The 13,733-nt window shown below is 72.1% G+C and carries 16 protein-coding genes; 5 read left to right on the forward strand and 11 right to left on the reverse strand.

Features of this window, described 5'->3' with window-relative positions:
• Nucleotides 1-94: 94 nt before the first annotated feature.
• The 3 genes from ACW9J6_RS21795 to ACW9J6_RS21805 all read right to left on the reverse strand — a co-directional run bounded on the left by ACW9J6_RS21795 (nt 95) and on the right by ACW9J6_RS21805 (nt 2,085).
• The gene (locus ACW9J6_RS21795) at nt 95-304 is read right to left on the reverse strand and encodes a NepR family anti-sigma factor (RefSeq protein WP_457118607.1); all 210 of its coding nucleotides are present in this window, start codon (nt 302-304) and stop codon (nt 95-97) included.
• A 260-nt stretch (nt 305-564) separates the two neighbouring features.
• Nucleotides 565-993 carry a response regulator gene (locus ACW9J6_RS21800; protein WP_457118722.1) on the reverse strand — a complete coding sequence of 143 codons (429 nt, stop codon included), beginning with the start codon at nt 991-993 and terminating at the stop codon, nt 565-567.
• A 366-nt stretch (nt 994-1,359) separates the two neighbouring features.
• On the reverse strand, nt 1,360-2,085 hold the full coding sequence (locus tag ACW9J6_RS21805; RefSeq protein WP_457118608.1) for a trna delta -isopentenylpyrophosphate transferase: 726 nt from the start codon (nt 2,083-2,085) through the stop codon (nt 1,360-1,362).
• 342 nt (nt 2,086-2,427) lie between these two features.
• Here ACW9J6_RS21805 and ACW9J6_RS21810 point away from each other — a divergent pair, with 342 nt between their 5' ends.
• Together ACW9J6_RS21810 and ACW9J6_RS21815 are read left to right on the forward strand one after the other, a co-directional pair.
• Nucleotides 2,428-3,102 carry a hypothetical protein gene (locus ACW9J6_RS21810; protein ID WP_457118609.1) on the forward strand — a complete coding sequence of 225 codons (675 nt, stop codon included), beginning with the start codon at nt 2,428-2,430 and terminating at the stop codon, nt 3,100-3,102.
• 131 nt (nt 3,103-3,233) lie between these two features.
• The gene (locus ACW9J6_RS21815; protein ID WP_457118610.1) at nt 3,234-4,352 is read left to right on the forward strand and encodes a metallophosphoesterase; all 1,119 of its coding nucleotides are present in this window, start codon (nt 3,234-3,236) and stop codon (nt 4,350-4,352) included.
• 128 nt (nt 4,353-4,480) lie between these two features.
• On the opposite strand, the gene ACW9J6_RS21820 is transcribed toward ACW9J6_RS21815, so the two are convergent.
• Nucleotides 4,481-4,954, reverse strand: coding sequence for an NUDIX hydrolase (locus ACW9J6_RS21820; RefSeq protein ID WP_457118611.1), 474 nt, complete (start codon nt 4,952-4,954; stop codon nt 4,481-4,483).
• A gap of 196 nt (nt 4,955-5,150) precedes the next feature.
• Between ACW9J6_RS21820 and ACW9J6_RS21825 the strand changes: the two genes are divergently transcribed.
• A complete protein-coding gene (locus ACW9J6_RS21825; RefSeq protein ID WP_457118612.1) occupies nt 5,151-5,438 on the forward strand; it encodes an alkylphosphonate utilization protein in 288 nt (95 codons plus the stop codon).
• A gap of 34 nt (nt 5,439-5,472) precedes the next feature.
• On the opposite strand, the gene thrS is transcribed toward ACW9J6_RS21825, so the two are convergent.
• The 3 genes from thrS to ACW9J6_RS21840 all read right to left on the reverse strand — a co-directional run bounded on the left by thrS (nt 5,473) and on the right by ACW9J6_RS21840 (nt 8,631).
• Nucleotides 5,473-7,485: a threonine--tRNA ligase gene (gene thrS / locus ACW9J6_RS21830; protein WP_457118613.1), complete on the reverse strand. Its 2,013-nt coding sequence runs from the start codon at nt 7,483-7,485 to the stop codon at nt 5,473-5,475.
• Nucleotides 7,486-7,876: 391 nt separating this feature from the next.
• Complete coding sequence (yidD, locus tag ACW9J6_RS21835) at nt 7,877-8,182, reverse strand: membrane protein insertion efficiency factor YidD (protein WP_457118614.1); 306 nt, start codon at nt 8,180-8,182, stop codon at nt 7,877-7,879.
• A complete protein-coding gene (locus ACW9J6_RS21840; RefSeq protein ID WP_457118615.1) occupies nt 8,179-8,631 on the reverse strand; it encodes an iron-sulfur cluster assembly scaffold protein in 453 nt (150 codons plus the stop codon). Before ACW9J6_RS21840 ends, yidD begins: the two co-directional genes overlap by 4 nt.
• 227 nt (nt 8,632-8,858) lie before the next feature.
• Between ACW9J6_RS21840 and folE the strand changes: the two genes are divergently transcribed.
• Together folE and hisI are read left to right on the forward strand one after the other, a co-directional pair.
• Nucleotides 8,859-9,521 (forward strand): GTP cyclohydrolase I FolE, encoded by a 663-nt coding sequence (gene folE / locus ACW9J6_RS21845; protein WP_457118616.1) that lies wholly within the window; start codon nt 8,859-8,861, stop codon nt 9,519-9,521.
• Complete coding sequence (gene hisI, locus ACW9J6_RS21850; RefSeq protein WP_457118617.1) at nt 9,518-9,931, forward strand: phosphoribosyl-AMP cyclohydrolase; 414 nt, start codon at nt 9,518-9,520, stop codon at nt 9,929-9,931. The genes folE and hisI overlap by 4 nt, the downstream gene beginning before the upstream one ends.
• A gap of 3 nt (nt 9,932-9,934) precedes the next feature.
• Here the strand turns inward: hisI and ACW9J6_RS21855 are convergent, their stop codons facing one another.
• The 4 genes from ACW9J6_RS21855 to ACW9J6_RS21870 all read right to left on the reverse strand — a co-directional run bounded on the left by ACW9J6_RS21855 (nt 9,935) and on the right by ACW9J6_RS21870 (nt 13,615).
• Nucleotides 9,935-11,179 carry a patatin-like phospholipase family protein gene (locus ACW9J6_RS21855; RefSeq protein ID WP_457118618.1) on the reverse strand — a complete coding sequence of 415 codons (1,245 nt, stop codon included), beginning with the start codon at nt 11,177-11,179 and terminating at the stop codon, nt 9,935-9,937.
• A gap of 252 nt (nt 11,180-11,431) precedes the next feature.
• The gene (locus ACW9J6_RS21860) at nt 11,432-12,730 is read right to left on the reverse strand and encodes an SLC13 family permease (protein WP_457118619.1); all 1,299 of its coding nucleotides are present in this window, start codon (nt 12,728-12,730) and stop codon (nt 11,432-11,434) included.
• A 170-nt stretch (nt 12,731-12,900) separates the two neighbouring features.
• Nucleotides 12,901-13,101 carry a hypothetical protein gene (locus tag ACW9J6_RS21865; protein WP_457118620.1) on the reverse strand — a complete coding sequence of 67 codons (201 nt, stop codon included), beginning with the start codon at nt 13,099-13,101 and terminating at the stop codon, nt 12,901-12,903.
• A 277-nt stretch (nt 13,102-13,378) separates the two neighbouring features.
• Nucleotides 13,379-13,615, reverse strand: a complete 237-nt coding sequence (locus tag ACW9J6_RS21870; protein WP_457118621.1) for a hypothetical protein — start codon at nt 13,613-13,615, stop codon at nt 13,379-13,381.
• Nucleotides 13,616-13,733 lie beyond the last annotated feature (118 nt).

The following is a 13,733-nucleotide window of genomic DNA, read 5'->3' on the forward strand; positions in this document are numbered from 1 at the left end:
CTCGCCCCCAATCTCAAGTCATCATCGCGTCGTGGAAGTCGGCTCGGCCCGGTCATGTCGCTTCCACGGTACAGTCCCGCACTGTCGCGTGGGCTCAACCGTCCTGTCGACCGTCCTCGTCGAGCGAATCGAGACGGGCGATGAGCCGGTTCAGGGCGTCGGGCACCGGCTGATCGACCACGTCCGTGTAGAGGGCCCTGAGGTCGTGCCCGAGTTTGGCCAGCAGCAGAGCGTCCGCCAGCGACGAGGCCGTGGCGTGCGTCTGGCCGAAATTGGCCGCATGGTTGCTCGGGATCACCTTCATGGGTCGTCGTCGGGCGCGCGCCCTGTCTCCGCTCTCGGAAGTACCGTCTGGGCGCACGCGGCGCGGGCCGCGAGCAATCCCGAGTAACAACGCATCCCCCCCGGCCGGGTTGCGTAAGGCCGTCGACGGGATTTCGCGATCAGGGACGCGCGCCGGCGGGTCCCACGACGCACAAGCGCCCGCAGGGCCGCGGCGAGGACTCGCCACGGCCCTGCGGGCGGGCCCGGATCGCGCGAAATACCTTCGAAACAGGCCGGGCCTCAGCCCGCGCTGGCATCCCCGACGGCGGACCCGCCCCCGTGAGAATGGCCGGCCGCCTGCTCCACGAGCGTCAGAATGTCGAGCGCGCGCCAGGGCTTGGGGATGAAGGTGGCGGACATCCTGAGGTCGCTCGGCTGGTCGCCGGCATCGCCCGAGGTCAGGAGCACGTGCACCCGCGGCCATGTCACCCCGATGATCCGCGCGAGTTCGAACCCGCCGATCGGACCCGGGGTGCGGACATCGGAGAAGACCACGTTCACCTCCTCGCCCCGCTCGCGCAGGATGGCGAGGGCCTTCTCGGCCGTCTCGGCCTCGATGACACGGAACCCGGTCTCCTCCAGGAGGGTGGCCGCGAGGAAGCGCTCCTCCGGCTCGTCCTCGACGACCAGGATCACGGGTTGCGTCTTCGCGGCGCCGGATTCGCTCATAGGCATGGAACGGGCGTCCAGTCGACTGGTTGCATCGCCCTGGACGGAGGTCCCGGCGGGCTCACGGAAGCTTGACCACCAGCGCATCATCTTGCCCTCGATGACACGAATCAAGGGCGTGGCGGCCACAGGTCCCCGCCGCGGGCGCGGGACGAGCCCGAGACCTGTCCGCGGCACGGCCGGCGGCGTCCCTCGATTCCGCGAGACCGTCGCTCTCTCCGACGTCTCCCTAATCTTGCGTTCCCGGACGGCGGCGACAAGCCGCGGAGGCGCGGAATCCGCCGGGCCGCCGGCCGGCCGGTGCGCCCGCGCACGCGAGGCGGGGCGGCCCGGTGCCCGGACCACCCCGTCTTCCCGCGGCGGCGATCAGGCCGCGGCGGCCTTGCGGGTCTTGGCGGGCCAGCCGAGGGCGACGAGGCGCTGCTTGGCGTGCTCGCGCACCTCGTCGCGCAGGCCCGGCGCCATGGCGGCGAGGCGGGCCTGGGTGGCGGGATCGAGCATCAGGTCGGTGACGGCGTTGATGCTCTTCGCCCGGTCGATCTCGGCCCTGAGATCCGCATCCGCGGCGCTCGCCGGTGCCGCGGCGTCGCGGGCCGCCTCCGCCTCGGCGGGCTCCTCCTCGTCCTCGCCGGGGCGCTGGACGCGGGACGCCGGGGCCTTGGCGGCGCCCTGCAGGTCGGGCCGCGAGGCCTTGAACTCGTCCGCCTCGTCCTCGGAGTAGAGCAGGCCGTGCAGACCGACGAGCTTCAGGATCACCCGGTCCTTGGCCCGCTTCTCGGCCATGGCGTAGACGTAGGCTGGCTGCTTGCCGCCGATCTTGTAGTTCACGCCGATCAGCGCCTCCCCGATCGACCATTCGGCGCGCTCGCCGCCCGGTCCCGGCATGTGCCCGGTCACCAGGATCACCGCCTCGTCGCGCTCGGCGCGCACGATCACGGGCGCGTCGAAGCGGATGCGCGCCTGCGCGGCGATGCGCTCCAGCGCCTTGTGGTAGATCACGGCGGTGCCCTGCACCCGCCACACGTTGCCGGCCAGCGGCTCCCCGTAGGTCGCGAGGATCTCCGCGATCTGCTTGTCGGTCGTTGCGCTCATGCGATCGATCTCACCTGCTCGAAGGCGGCCTCGGAGGCCGCGCAGGCTCCGATTCCACGACGATTTTCCTATCACGAATCACGCTGAAGAGCGAGTGTTTTGTCGCCTCAATGATAAGACCAGACGCGCCTCTCCGCCGCATTGCGCGCCGCCGAACGGCCACCACGCCCTGAAAAGCTTCGCGCCTGTGCTGGCGATCGTGGCCCAGCTTCTGCGACGGCAACTGTCCGGTGGTTGACCATGGCGGGCCTGTTCGCATAATGTTCCTTTCAATCAGGAATGCAACATCTTCTCGGGAGGGGGCCGCGCGGCCCCCCTCGTGGTTCGGAGCCCTCCGCCACCATGACCGCCCTCGCGCAGGATCACGCCCCGCTCCTGGGGCGTCCGGGCACCCGCCGCGGCGCGGTGCGTACCGCGCCCCGGCGCCCCGGCGGCCCGTCCGTGGCGGCGACCCGCATGGGGCTGGTGGCCGATTTCCTGGCCATCACCACCCTTGATCCGGCCGTCGAATCCCTGCGCGCCGCGCCCGCCCCGGCGCGGATCCTGGCGGGGGGCGAGGTGGTGGAGCACGCGGCGGATTTCGAGCAGACCCGCCGGGACGAGCCGGGCCGCCTCGTCGACGTGGTGGCGGAGGCGGACCTCCCCCGGCACCCTCTGCGCGTCGCCTACGTGGCGGGCGAGCCGATGGTGACGGAGGACGGGCGCCACTTCGTGATCGAGAGCGCGGCCTCCCTGCGGGCCGAGCCGCGGCTGTCGACGGTGCGGCTGGTGCTGGCCTGCCGCCGCACCTTCGTGTCCGCGGGCGACCGGGTGCGGATCCTGCACTTCCTCGACGAGTGCGGGACCGGGCGGCTCGTCGAGTGCGCGGCGGCGGTGCAGAACGCGTCGGACGGCGTGGCGGCGGTGCTGGCGCTGGCCGTGGAGGGACTGGTCGCCCTGGACATCGAGCGGCCGATCCTGCCCGAGACCCCGGTGCGGCGGCGCCCCCTGCCCTTCGCGGACCCGTTCGGGTTCTAGAGCATTGTCCGGACAGCGCGGTCGGGCGCTTCCGGACCGGCGTCGCGCTCATCGCCAGGCGGAGAGGCAACCGGCGCGCCCGGCCCGGCGCGAGCTTTGCTTTGAGGGGGCTGCTCGCCATGTAGCAGCCCATGATCCGACTGATCCCCAGCCTGCCCGCCGTCTACGTCCTCGCGCGCGTGGTGTGGCCGAGCCCCTGGTCGCCCGTCATCCAGATCGGCGTGACGGTCCTCCTGCTCACCGCCTCCCAGTATCATCTGTGGAGCCGCCTCTCCTCCGGATCGGTGTTCGCGCCGGAATTTCCCCGCTCGGTGGTGATCCTCTTCAACACCGCGTTCGGTGCGCTCGCGCTGGCGACGCCGATGCTCCTCGTCCTCGATGCTGCGGCGCTGGTTTGCTGGATCCTGCCCGGGAGCGGATGGGCGATCCCCATGGCTTGGCGCTACGCGGCGGCTCTTGCGGCGTTCGTGCTGTCGGCGGTCGCCGTGTTTCAGGCCATCCGCGTCCCGCCGCTGAAAGACGTCACGGTGGCGATCGCGGACCTGCCCCTCGGCTTCGTCGGCTACACGATCCTGCACCTCTCGGATCTACACATCAGCCGCCTGTTCCCGGTGGGGTGGGCAGAGGCCGTCGTCGCGCGCACCAACGACCTCGGGAGCGACCTGATCGTGGTGACGGGCGACTTCATCGACGGTTCGCTCGCGGCCCGACGGGCCGACGTCGAGCCGCTGCGCGCCCTGCGGGCCCGGGACGGCGTCTGGGCCGTCCCGGGCAACCACGAGTATTTCTTCGACTACGATGCCTGGATGCGCCACCTCGCCGGGCTGGGGATCCGCGTGCTGGCCAACGCCCACACGGTCCTCGAACGCGACGGCGGTGCGCTCGTGGTGGCCGGCGTGACGGATCGCTCGGCGCCCGGCGCGGGCCAGTCGGGCCCCGACCTCGCCGCCGCGCTGGCGGGCGCGCCCGCGGGAGCGCCGGTCATGCTGCTGGACCACCAGCCGGCGAACGCCGCGCGGGCGGCCGCCCACGGGGTGAAGCTGCAGCTGTCGGGACACACGCACGGCGGCATGATCCGCGGCCTGGACCGGCTGGTGGCGCGCGCCAACGCCGGCTTCGTCTCCGGGGCCTACCGGGTCGGGGACATGCTGCTCTACGTCAGCAACGGCACCGCGCTCTGGCCGGGCTTCGCGCTTCGGCTCGGCCGCCCGTCCGAGTTGACGCGGATCACCCTGCGGGCGTCCTCGTAGCACCGACCTGGATCCGGGATGCGGCCAAATCGGGATGCGGACGGGCGAGGACGGCCTGGCCTTCGGGCGCACGCGGCGAGCGGCAGGGCGCAGCCCGCAACGGCTCGCGAGGGGGTCCGCCCGAGGCGTCACATGCTGCGACGAAAGCCTGCAAGAACGTCCACTGAGGTCTCCGGTGCGTCACCGTTTGCGAGCCGGTCGGCCAGCCGCACCCGCAGGTAGGGTACCGCGTCGTCCCGCGCCAGGAACGTCGCCACCGGCATCATCGCCCAGGCCTCGCCCTCCTCCCCGAACCGGATCCGCGCGACCTCGTCCGGCCGGATCGTGCCCGCGAAGAAGTAGCTCGGCGGGCGGCCCGCCGTGAGCGGCGGGTAGCGGCGCCACCAGGTCAGCCGCGCGGGCGGGAGCCGGAGCCCGAACTCCTCCTCCAGCTCCCGCAGCACGCAATCGACGGGCGATTCCGTCCCCTCGCGCCCGCCGCCCGGCAGGTCCCAGCAGCCCGGGAACGGGATGCCGGGCTTGGCGTCGCGCCGATAGGCCAGAACGTCACCGCCCTGCAGCAGGGCGAGCTTGGAACCCACGAAGTCCTGACCGTCCCACATGACTCCACCCGCGGCCGAGAAGACGCGACGATCCCCGACCCGCCGGGCCGGCACAAGAGCCGACGCGATCCCGGCCACACCTGGGCGGCCGTCGGCGGACCCTGCGGCAGCGCGCGGGCTCATCTCGCCGCCATCGGTCCGCCCTTGCGGTTTCTGCCCGTCCTGGCGAGAAGACCGCGTCCGTGGAGAGCGAGAGATGAGCGACGACGATTACGTGTACGACGAGGCGACCGGCGAGTGGCGGCCGGCCTCCGACATGAAGGCGGCGGCCGTAGCGGTGCGCGATGCCTCCGGCAATCTCCTGGCGGACGGGGATTCCGTGACCCTGATCAAGGACCTCAAGGTCAAGGGCGCCAACCAGACCCTCAAGCAGGGCACGGTGATCCGCTCGATCCGGCTGACCGACGATCCCGAGGAGATCGACTGCCGCCACGACACCATCAAGGGTCTGGTCCTGCGCACGGAATTCGTGCGCAAGCGCTGAGGGCCGCGCGCCAGGCGCGCGGCCCTCAGCGGGATCAGGGCGTCGGCGCGACCGCGTGGTGGGAATCGAGGGCGACCTCCTCGCTCGGGAGGGCCGCCTTCACCGCGTCGCGGCGGCGCCGGTCGGGAGCGGTCGCCTCGGCGACGAGGTCGGCCAGCGCCTGGTCCAGGGGCAGCGTGCGGGTCTGCTGGCTGCCGAGCCGCCGGATCGAGACCGTGCGCTCCTCGCCCTCGCGGCGGCCCACCACCAGCATCACCGGGACCTTGGCGTGCGAGTGCTCGCGGACCTTGTAGTTGATCTTCTCGTTGCGCAGGTCGCTCTCCGCCCGCAGGCCCGCCGCCTCGGCGGCCGCCAGCACGTCCCGGGCGTAGGCATCCGCCTCACCGGTGATCGTCGCCACCACCACCTGCAGCGGCGCCAGCCAGAGCGGGAAATGGCCGGCGAAATGCTCGATCAGGATGCCGGTGAAGCGCTCCATCGAGCCGCAGATGGCGCGGTGGACCATCACGGGCGTCTTCTTCTGCCCGTCCGCGTCGACGTAGAAGGCGCCGAACCGCTCCGGCAGGTTGAAGTCCACCTGCGTGGTGCCGCACTGCCAGTCGCGGCCGATCGCGTCGCGCAGCACGTACTCGAATTTCGGCCCGTAGAAGGCGCCCTCGCCCGGGTTGATCGCGGTGCGGATGCGCCCGCCCGACTGCTCCTCGATCTGGGCGAGCACCCGGGTCATCACCTCCTCGGCGTGGTCCCAGAGCGCGTCGGAGCCGACCCGCTTCTCGGGCCGGGTGGAGAGCTTCACGACGATCTCGTCGAAGCCGAAATCCCCGTAGGTGGAGAGGATCAGGTCGTTGATCTTCAGGCACTCGGCGGCGAGCTGGCTCTCCGTGCAGAAGACGTGGGCGTCGTCCTGCGTGAAGGCGCGCACCCGCATCAGCCCGTGCAGGGCGCCGGACGGCTCGTAGCGCGACACGGAGCCGAACTCGGCCAGCCGCAGGGGCAGGTCGCGGTAGGATTTCAGCCCGTGCTTGAAGATCTGCACGTGGCCGGGGCAGTTCATCGGCTTGATCGCGAAGACGCGCTCGTCCTCGGTCTTGGTGACGAACATGTTCTCCCGGTACCACTCCCAGTGGCCCGACGTCTCCCACAGCGCCTTGTCGAGGATCTGCGGCGCGTTCACCTCGCGGTAGTCGCCCTTCAGGCGGCGGCGCATGTAGGCGATCAGCTCCTGGAAGAGCGTCCAGCCCTTCGGGTGCCAGAAGACGACGCCCGGCCCCTCCTCCTGGAAGTGGAACAGGTCCATCTCGCGGCCCAGCCGACGATGGTCGCGCCGCTCGGCCTCCTCCAGCCGGTGCAGGTAGGCGTCGAGATCGGCTTGCGAGGCCCAGGCGGTGCCGTAGATCCGGCTCAGCATCGGCTTCGTCGAATCGCCGCGCCAATAGGCCCCCGCCACCTTCATCAGCTTGAAGGCGGTGCCGACCTTGCCCGTCGAGGTCATGTGCGGGCCGCGGCAGAGGTCGAACCACTCGCCCTGCCGGTAGATCTTCAGGTCCTCGCCCGGGGGGATCGCGTCGACGAGTTCGACCTTGAAGGCCTCGCCCTTCTCCTGGAACAGCGCGCGCACGGCGTCGCGCGCCCAGACCTCCTTGGTGAAGGGGGCGTCGCGGGCGATGATCTCGCGCATCCGCGCCTCGATCGCGGCGAAATCGTCCGGCGAGAACGGGGTCTCGCGGTAGAAGTCGTAGTAGAAGCCGTTCTCGATCACCGGGCCGATCGTGACCTGGGTCTCCGGCCAGAGCGACTGCACCGCCTCGGCGAGGACGTGCGCGCAATCGTGGCGGATCAGTTCCAGGGCGCGCGGGTCGCCGCGGTCGAGGAACTCGATGCGGGCATCGGCCTCGATGACGTCGTCGAGGTCGCGGACGGTCCCGTCGAGGGCCATGGCCACCGTGCGCTTGGCAAGCGACTTGGCGATGCTCTCGACGACCGCGCGCCCGGTGACGGCGCCGTCGTAGGCGCGGGAGGCGCCGTCGGGGAATGTCAGGATCGGCATGGCTGGGAAGAACTCCTTCGGCTCACTCCTGCGCACCGTGCAGGTAAGCGGATCGGACTAAGGAAGGGCGCCTGCATAGCAGCGCGGCGCGAAAAGGCCAGCGGGGTCCGCGGGCGTGATCGCGCCGCGGTGCCGCAAAGTCCGTGCTGACGCTGAGGTGCGCAGGTGGAGGCCGCAACATCCCTCATGCTGAGGTGCCGCCGCAGGCGGCCTCGAAGCACCCCTGAAGGGTTATCCGAGACGACGCCGTCTTGGACACACTGTTCTGGCGTGCTTCGAGGCCGCCTGCGGCGGCACCTCAGCATGAGGGCGTGGGTTTATTGCCATCAACGGGGCTTGTTGCGGAGATTGAGCCATGGCAGCGGCTGTCGAGCCACCCTCCCCGCTCCGCTCACTCCTCCAGGGGCGCCGGCGCGTTCACCCCCCGCCAGCGGCCGTAGGCCCAGGGCCGGTGCCAGGCGGCGCCGAGCGGCGGGACCTCGGGCACGAGGTCGATGCCGTGGGTGCCGAAGGGCCCGCAGCGGCAGATCCGGGCGAAACCCATCCAGCCCCCGGCCCAGACCCCGTGGCGGCGGATCGCCTCGTCCGTGTAGGCCGAGCAGGAGGGCCAGTGCCGGCACTGGCGCCCGACCAGCCCCGACAGGGTGAGCTGGTAGCCCCGGATCGCGGCGTGCGCGGCCCGGCGGGGCAGGCTCACGCGCCCGCCTCGGCGAGGCTGCGCCGCGCGGCGATCTGGTCGAGGGCGTCCACCACCGCGTCGAAGGTCAGCAGCGTCGAGGCGTGCCGCGCCTTGAAGTCCCGCACCGGCTCCAGCACGGCGAAATCCGCCCACTTCCCCTCCGGGGCCGGCCCGCCCTCCTTGAGCATCCGTCGCATCTGGTCGCGCAGGTCGCGCAGTTCCTCCGCCGTGGCGCCGACCGCGTGCCGGGCCATCAGCGAGGAGGAGGCTTGGCCCAGCGCGCAGGCCTTCACGTCATGGGCGAAGTCGGTGACGGTGCCGTCCCGCGTGACGAGGTCCACGGTCACGGTCGAGCCGCAGAGCTTGGAGTGCTTGCTCGCGCTCGCCTCCGCGGCCGGAAGACGGCCGAGCCGCGGGATCTCGGCGGCGAGTTCGAGGATGCGCCGGTTGTAGATGTCGCTCAGCATGGCCGGTTGGACTTTGGACGGAGGAGCCTCGGGGTCCTGTAGATAGTCTTCGCCGTGGACGTCGCGCAGGGGCCAGTCCATGGTGACCTGATGCGCGGCGGGTGCATTGCGCCCGCGCCGCGCAGGACCGATATAGGCCGCCCGGCGGCGGATCGCGAGGCCGGCGCCCGGATGGTCCGGGGCGATGACCCAACGGTGAGGCCCGCGTCGCGCGGGCGGGAGGCTGCATGGATGCGGTGCTGAAGTCCTTGTCGGTCCGGTTGCCGGACGCCGCCGACAAGCGCAGCGACGCGGCCCGTCCCGAGCGCGTCACCGACCGCCCGACCCGCCAGGAGGCCGAGGCCGCCGTGCGCACCCTGATCCGCTGGGCCGGGGACGACCCCGACCGCGAGGGCCTGCGCGAGACGCCCCAGCGCGTGGCGCGCGCCTACGAGCAGATCTTCGGCGGCTACCGCCAGGAGCCGACCCACATCCTCGACCGCGTCTTCGAGGAGGTCGAGGGCTACGGCGACATCGTGCTGGTGCGCGACATCCCGTTCCACTCCCATTGCGAGCACCACATGGTGCCGTTCATCGGCCGGGCGCACATCGCCTACTACCCGCGCCGGGGCGTGGTCGGGCTCTCGAAGCTCGCCCGGGTGGTGGACGCCTTCGCGCGCCGCCTGCAGACGCAGGAGACCATGACGGCGCAGATCGCCGAGACGATCGACGCGGTGCTGAACCCCCGCGGCGTCGCCGTGATGGTGGAGGCCGAGCACCTCTGCATGGCGATGCGCGGGGTGCAGAAGGCGGGCGTCTCGACGCTGACCACGCAGTTCACCGGCGTGTTCAAGCAGGACCCGCACGAGCAGGTCCGCTTCCTCTCCCTGGTGCGCGACCAGCGCCGATGAGCATCGCCTTCGCGCAGCCCGGCGCCAAACGCGACCTGGAGGAGGGCACGGCCTTCACGCCGCGCTTCGGCGCCGACGGCCTGATCACCGCCGTCGCGGTCGACGCCGACACGGGCGAGATCCTGATGCTCGCCCACATGAACCGCGACTCCCTCGCCCGCACGCTCGAGACCGGCGAGGCGTGGTACTGGTCGCGCTCCCGGGGCGAGCTCTGGCACAAGGGCGCGACCAGCGGCCAGATCCAGACCCTGGTCGAGATGCGCGTCGATTGCGACCAGGACGCCCTGCTGCTGCGGGTGCGGGTCGGGGGCGACGGCGGCTGCTGCCACACCGGCCGCCGCGCCTGCTTCTACCGCGCCGTCGCGGCCGACCCGGCGACCGGCGCGGTGCGGCTCGTCCCGGCCGGCTGAGGCTCAGCGCGCGGCGTCGGCCCGCCGCTCCCCGCCGGACCCGCCGGCCTCCCGCCGCAGGGTGCTCGTCGTCACGGAATCGGGCGTCCAGTCGAAGGCGGTGCCCTGCTGGCCGAGCCGCTCGCCGTGGGCGAAGAGCGCCCGCATGTAGCCCTGGTCGAAGGGCGCCGGGGAGCGGCGGGTGAAGCGCGCGTCGATCACCGCCACGTGGAGCGGCAGGCCGGTGCGCGCCGCGAAGCCCCGCGACAGGGCGATCGCCCCGGCGGTCTGGGCCTTGATGGCCGCCGAGAGCGAGCGGCCGAGCACGCTCAGCGTCGTGCGCGAGGTGACCTGGAAATCCGGGGCGAGGCTGTTGTTGACCACGACGTAGACCGCGGGCGCGGGAAGCCCGCCCGCCTCCCCGTCCTCGCCGAGGATCTGGCGACCGGGCGCCAGGAAGAACGGCGCGGTGGTGCCGCCATCCGCGTGCATCTCCTGGAAGCGCTTGCCCCCCGGTCCCTGCGCGTCGATCATCACGGGCGGGAAGATGCCGGGGATCGCCGCCGAGGCGAGCACGACCTCGCGGAAGAGCTTCAGGGCCGCGGGCCCGCCGCTCGCCGCGATGGCGCCCATGTCCCACAGGACCGGGCGGTCGCTGTCGAGTTCGGTCGTCACCACGAGGAGGCGGCGGCCCTTGCGGTGCTCGGCCGCGATGTCGGCGAGAAGCGCGGGCGTAACGCTCTTCTCGATCTGCTTCCTGAGCGGCCAGGTGTCGGTGAGGGCCTCGTCGCTGCCCCCGAATTCGAAGACGTCGGCCGCGGTGGTCTGCGTGTAGGCCTGTTCGAGGGCCGCGTCGTAGCGGCTGCCCGCGAAGGCGAAGGGCGCGATCAGCGCCCCCGTGGACACGCCGGTGACCACCCCGAAATCGGGCCGGCCGCCGGACGCGCTCCAGCCCTTGAGGAGGCCGGCCGCGTAGGCGCCGTTCTCGCCGCCCCCGGAGAGGGCGAGCCAGGGAGCGCGGCCGGCCTGCGGAGCGGAGGCGAGGAGGTCGCGGAAGGCGGCGGGATCGTCGGCGGGCCGGCGAAGGGCGGCCGGCAGCCCCTCGGGCCGGGCCGCGGCGAGGTCCCCGGCCGTGAACTCCAGCCGCGTCTTGGCGCGCGGCCCCTCGGGCGCCGCCGGGTTGCCGGCCCAGGCCGGGGCCTGGACGCCCGCAGCGATCAGCCAGGTTGCGGCGAGCAGCATGTCCCGCCGCCGGGTCGTTCCCGACATCGTTCCGGTCCTCCGCCACCCGCCTCGGCACGAAAACGCCCCTTGCGCGGCCCCGTTCCGGCACCGCTTCGCCGCATGTGCGAAATAGCACAAATTAATTCAATGTTGCCCGATCAGATCAAGTCCTTCTCAGTCTATCCGAGACGCGCCCGCCCTCGATAGCTTCCGCCCCGAGTCGACCGGAAGGCCCGGCGCCCCACGCGCGGCGGCCGATCTCGCCCTGGACTGTGAGCCGGCTGACGGACGGCAGGATCACGGGATCCAGCCGAGGAGGCGGAACCAGGCGTAGTCGAGGGGCGCCAGCAGCCCGTAGGTGACGAGCGCGACGGCGAGGCAGGGGCGCACAGCCTCGCGGGGCGGCACGCCGGCCATGCCCATCGCGACCACGACCGGCGCCGCCTGGTAGGGCAGGAGCGGCGTGGAATAGCCGATCACCTGGGCCATCACGACGGCGTCGAGGGGCAGGCCGGTGCCGTCCGCCAGCGCCCGGGCGAGCGGCGTGAACAGCGCCGGGGCGGCGCTGCCCGTGACCGCGAAGTTGAGCGCCGCGACAATCCCGAGCACCGAGGCGAAGCCGAGGGCCGGCCGGGCCGGGTCCTGCGGCAGCAGCGCGAGGAACTGGCGGCCGAGGGCGTCGCCGAGGCCGGTGCGCGCCACCATCGCGGCGAGGCCGAGCACGCCCGCGATGTAGAGGCAGGTGCGCAGGTCGACGCGGCTCGCGAAATCCTCCCCGGCGAGGAAGCCGATCCGCGGCAGCAGGCAGAGGCAGGCGGAGGCGAGCCCGATCCAGGCCGGCGGCACCCCGTGCAGCGCGTCCGAGGCCCAGAGCGCCAGGGTGACGATGAGGAGCGCCGCGAGCCGCCGCTCGGGCCCGCTGAGCGGCGACGCGGGCTCGGCCGCGACCGCCCGCGGCCGGTCAGGGAGCAGCACGCAGAGGCAGGCGGCGAGCGCCGCACCCTTGAGGAGGCCGAGCAGCGGGGCGTGCAGCGCGAGGTAAGGGAGATAGGAGACGTGCAGCCCGTAGGCGCTCTCCGCCGCCCCCGCCATGACGAGGTTCGGGACGTTGGCCGGCAGGATGCTCGCCGAGAGTTCGTAGGTGCCGAAGCCGACCGCGAGGGCGAGCGCGGTCCGCCCCCGCCCGGACAGCCCGCAGCTTTCGGCGAGGGCCATGACGATCGGCATCAGCAGGGCGATGCGGCCCATGTTCGAGGGCATCACGAAGGCGAGCGCGTAGGAGAGCGCCACCGTGCCGCCGACGAGGCGGGGCCAGGATCCCGACAGGCGCGGCCCGAGCGCCCGGGCGACCCGGTCGGCCAGGCCGACCTTGCGGATCGCCGCCCCGATCACGAAGCCGGACAGGACCAGCCAGAAGGCCGCCGACTGGAACCCGGCGAAGACCGCCTCGGCGGGGGCGGCCCGCAGCCCCATCGCGGCGGCGAAGAACAGGAGCGCGGTCAGGTATTCGGGCAGCCGCGCCGTCGCCCAGAGCAGGATCGTCCCGAGGGCGATCAGCCCGGGGAGCAGCGCCCCGGGAGCGAGCGCGAATGCCATGGCGTGTCCTCCGTTTCGGGGAGGCTCGCACGGCGTCGCGGCCTGCAACATGCGTGATTACGCAAGGTGCGTTTCGCGACGGGCGAAGGGAGCCGAACCGCCAAGCGGGTCTCGTCGCGCCCGACCGGCCGCGAGTGACCCCGCGCCGGCAACGATCCGCGGGCCGTCCCTCACCCCTCGTCGGATTGCGGCGCCGCGAGGATCTCGATGTCGGGGGCGCCGCGCGGGATGCGCTTCGGCGGCATCGCGCAGGCGCGGACGCCGAGCACCACCATCCTGTCCACGACCTCCTGCCCGCGCGCGGCCCGGCTGGTGATCCGAACCGTGCCGCCCTGCTTGGCGGCGTTCAGCACGCCGTGCGCTTCCGCCAAGGTGAGGCCGAGATCCTTGAGAACGTGAAGGAGTGCGATGGGCTTCGCGAACCCGTCCGGCGTCCGAAGCTCAATCGCCACGGGGATACCGGAAGGGGCGCGCCGCGCGACCGGCGTTGCGGCCGGTCGTCCGAGCCGCTCCCTCAACCCTGAGACGTCCGACATGGAAGACCTCCAACGCCTTGCGTCCGATCGCATTCAAACCCGCGCGGCCGAGATCGCCCGGAGACAGCCCTTCGATGTGGGTGGATGAGAGGTGACCTCGTCGGCCACGAAATCAACCGTCGCGATGAACCCTGATCACGCCGATCGGGATCGCAACGGTGATGAGGACGGTGTCGCCATCCACCGCCTCGACCGCGATCGCGACGTCATCCGGTGACCAGATCAAAGGCCGATCATGCCCGCCGTTCGGAGGGGCGCCGACCGTTCTCGATGACCTTGCGTCATGGCGCGTGATCGTCGGAGCAAGAACCGCCGATCGTCGAGCACCATCCTCCTCGGCGAGGCGCAACCCTCGATCGCGCGGACAAGAGCGCCGACGTTTGTGGACCGGTGATGCGCGCAACCGCCGCTGCCCACCCCCGACCATCGGCCGAAAGCCGCGCGTCTTTACGCTGGCGCGGCCCATG

The organism is Methylobacterium sp. JK268 (assembly GCF_054052225.1).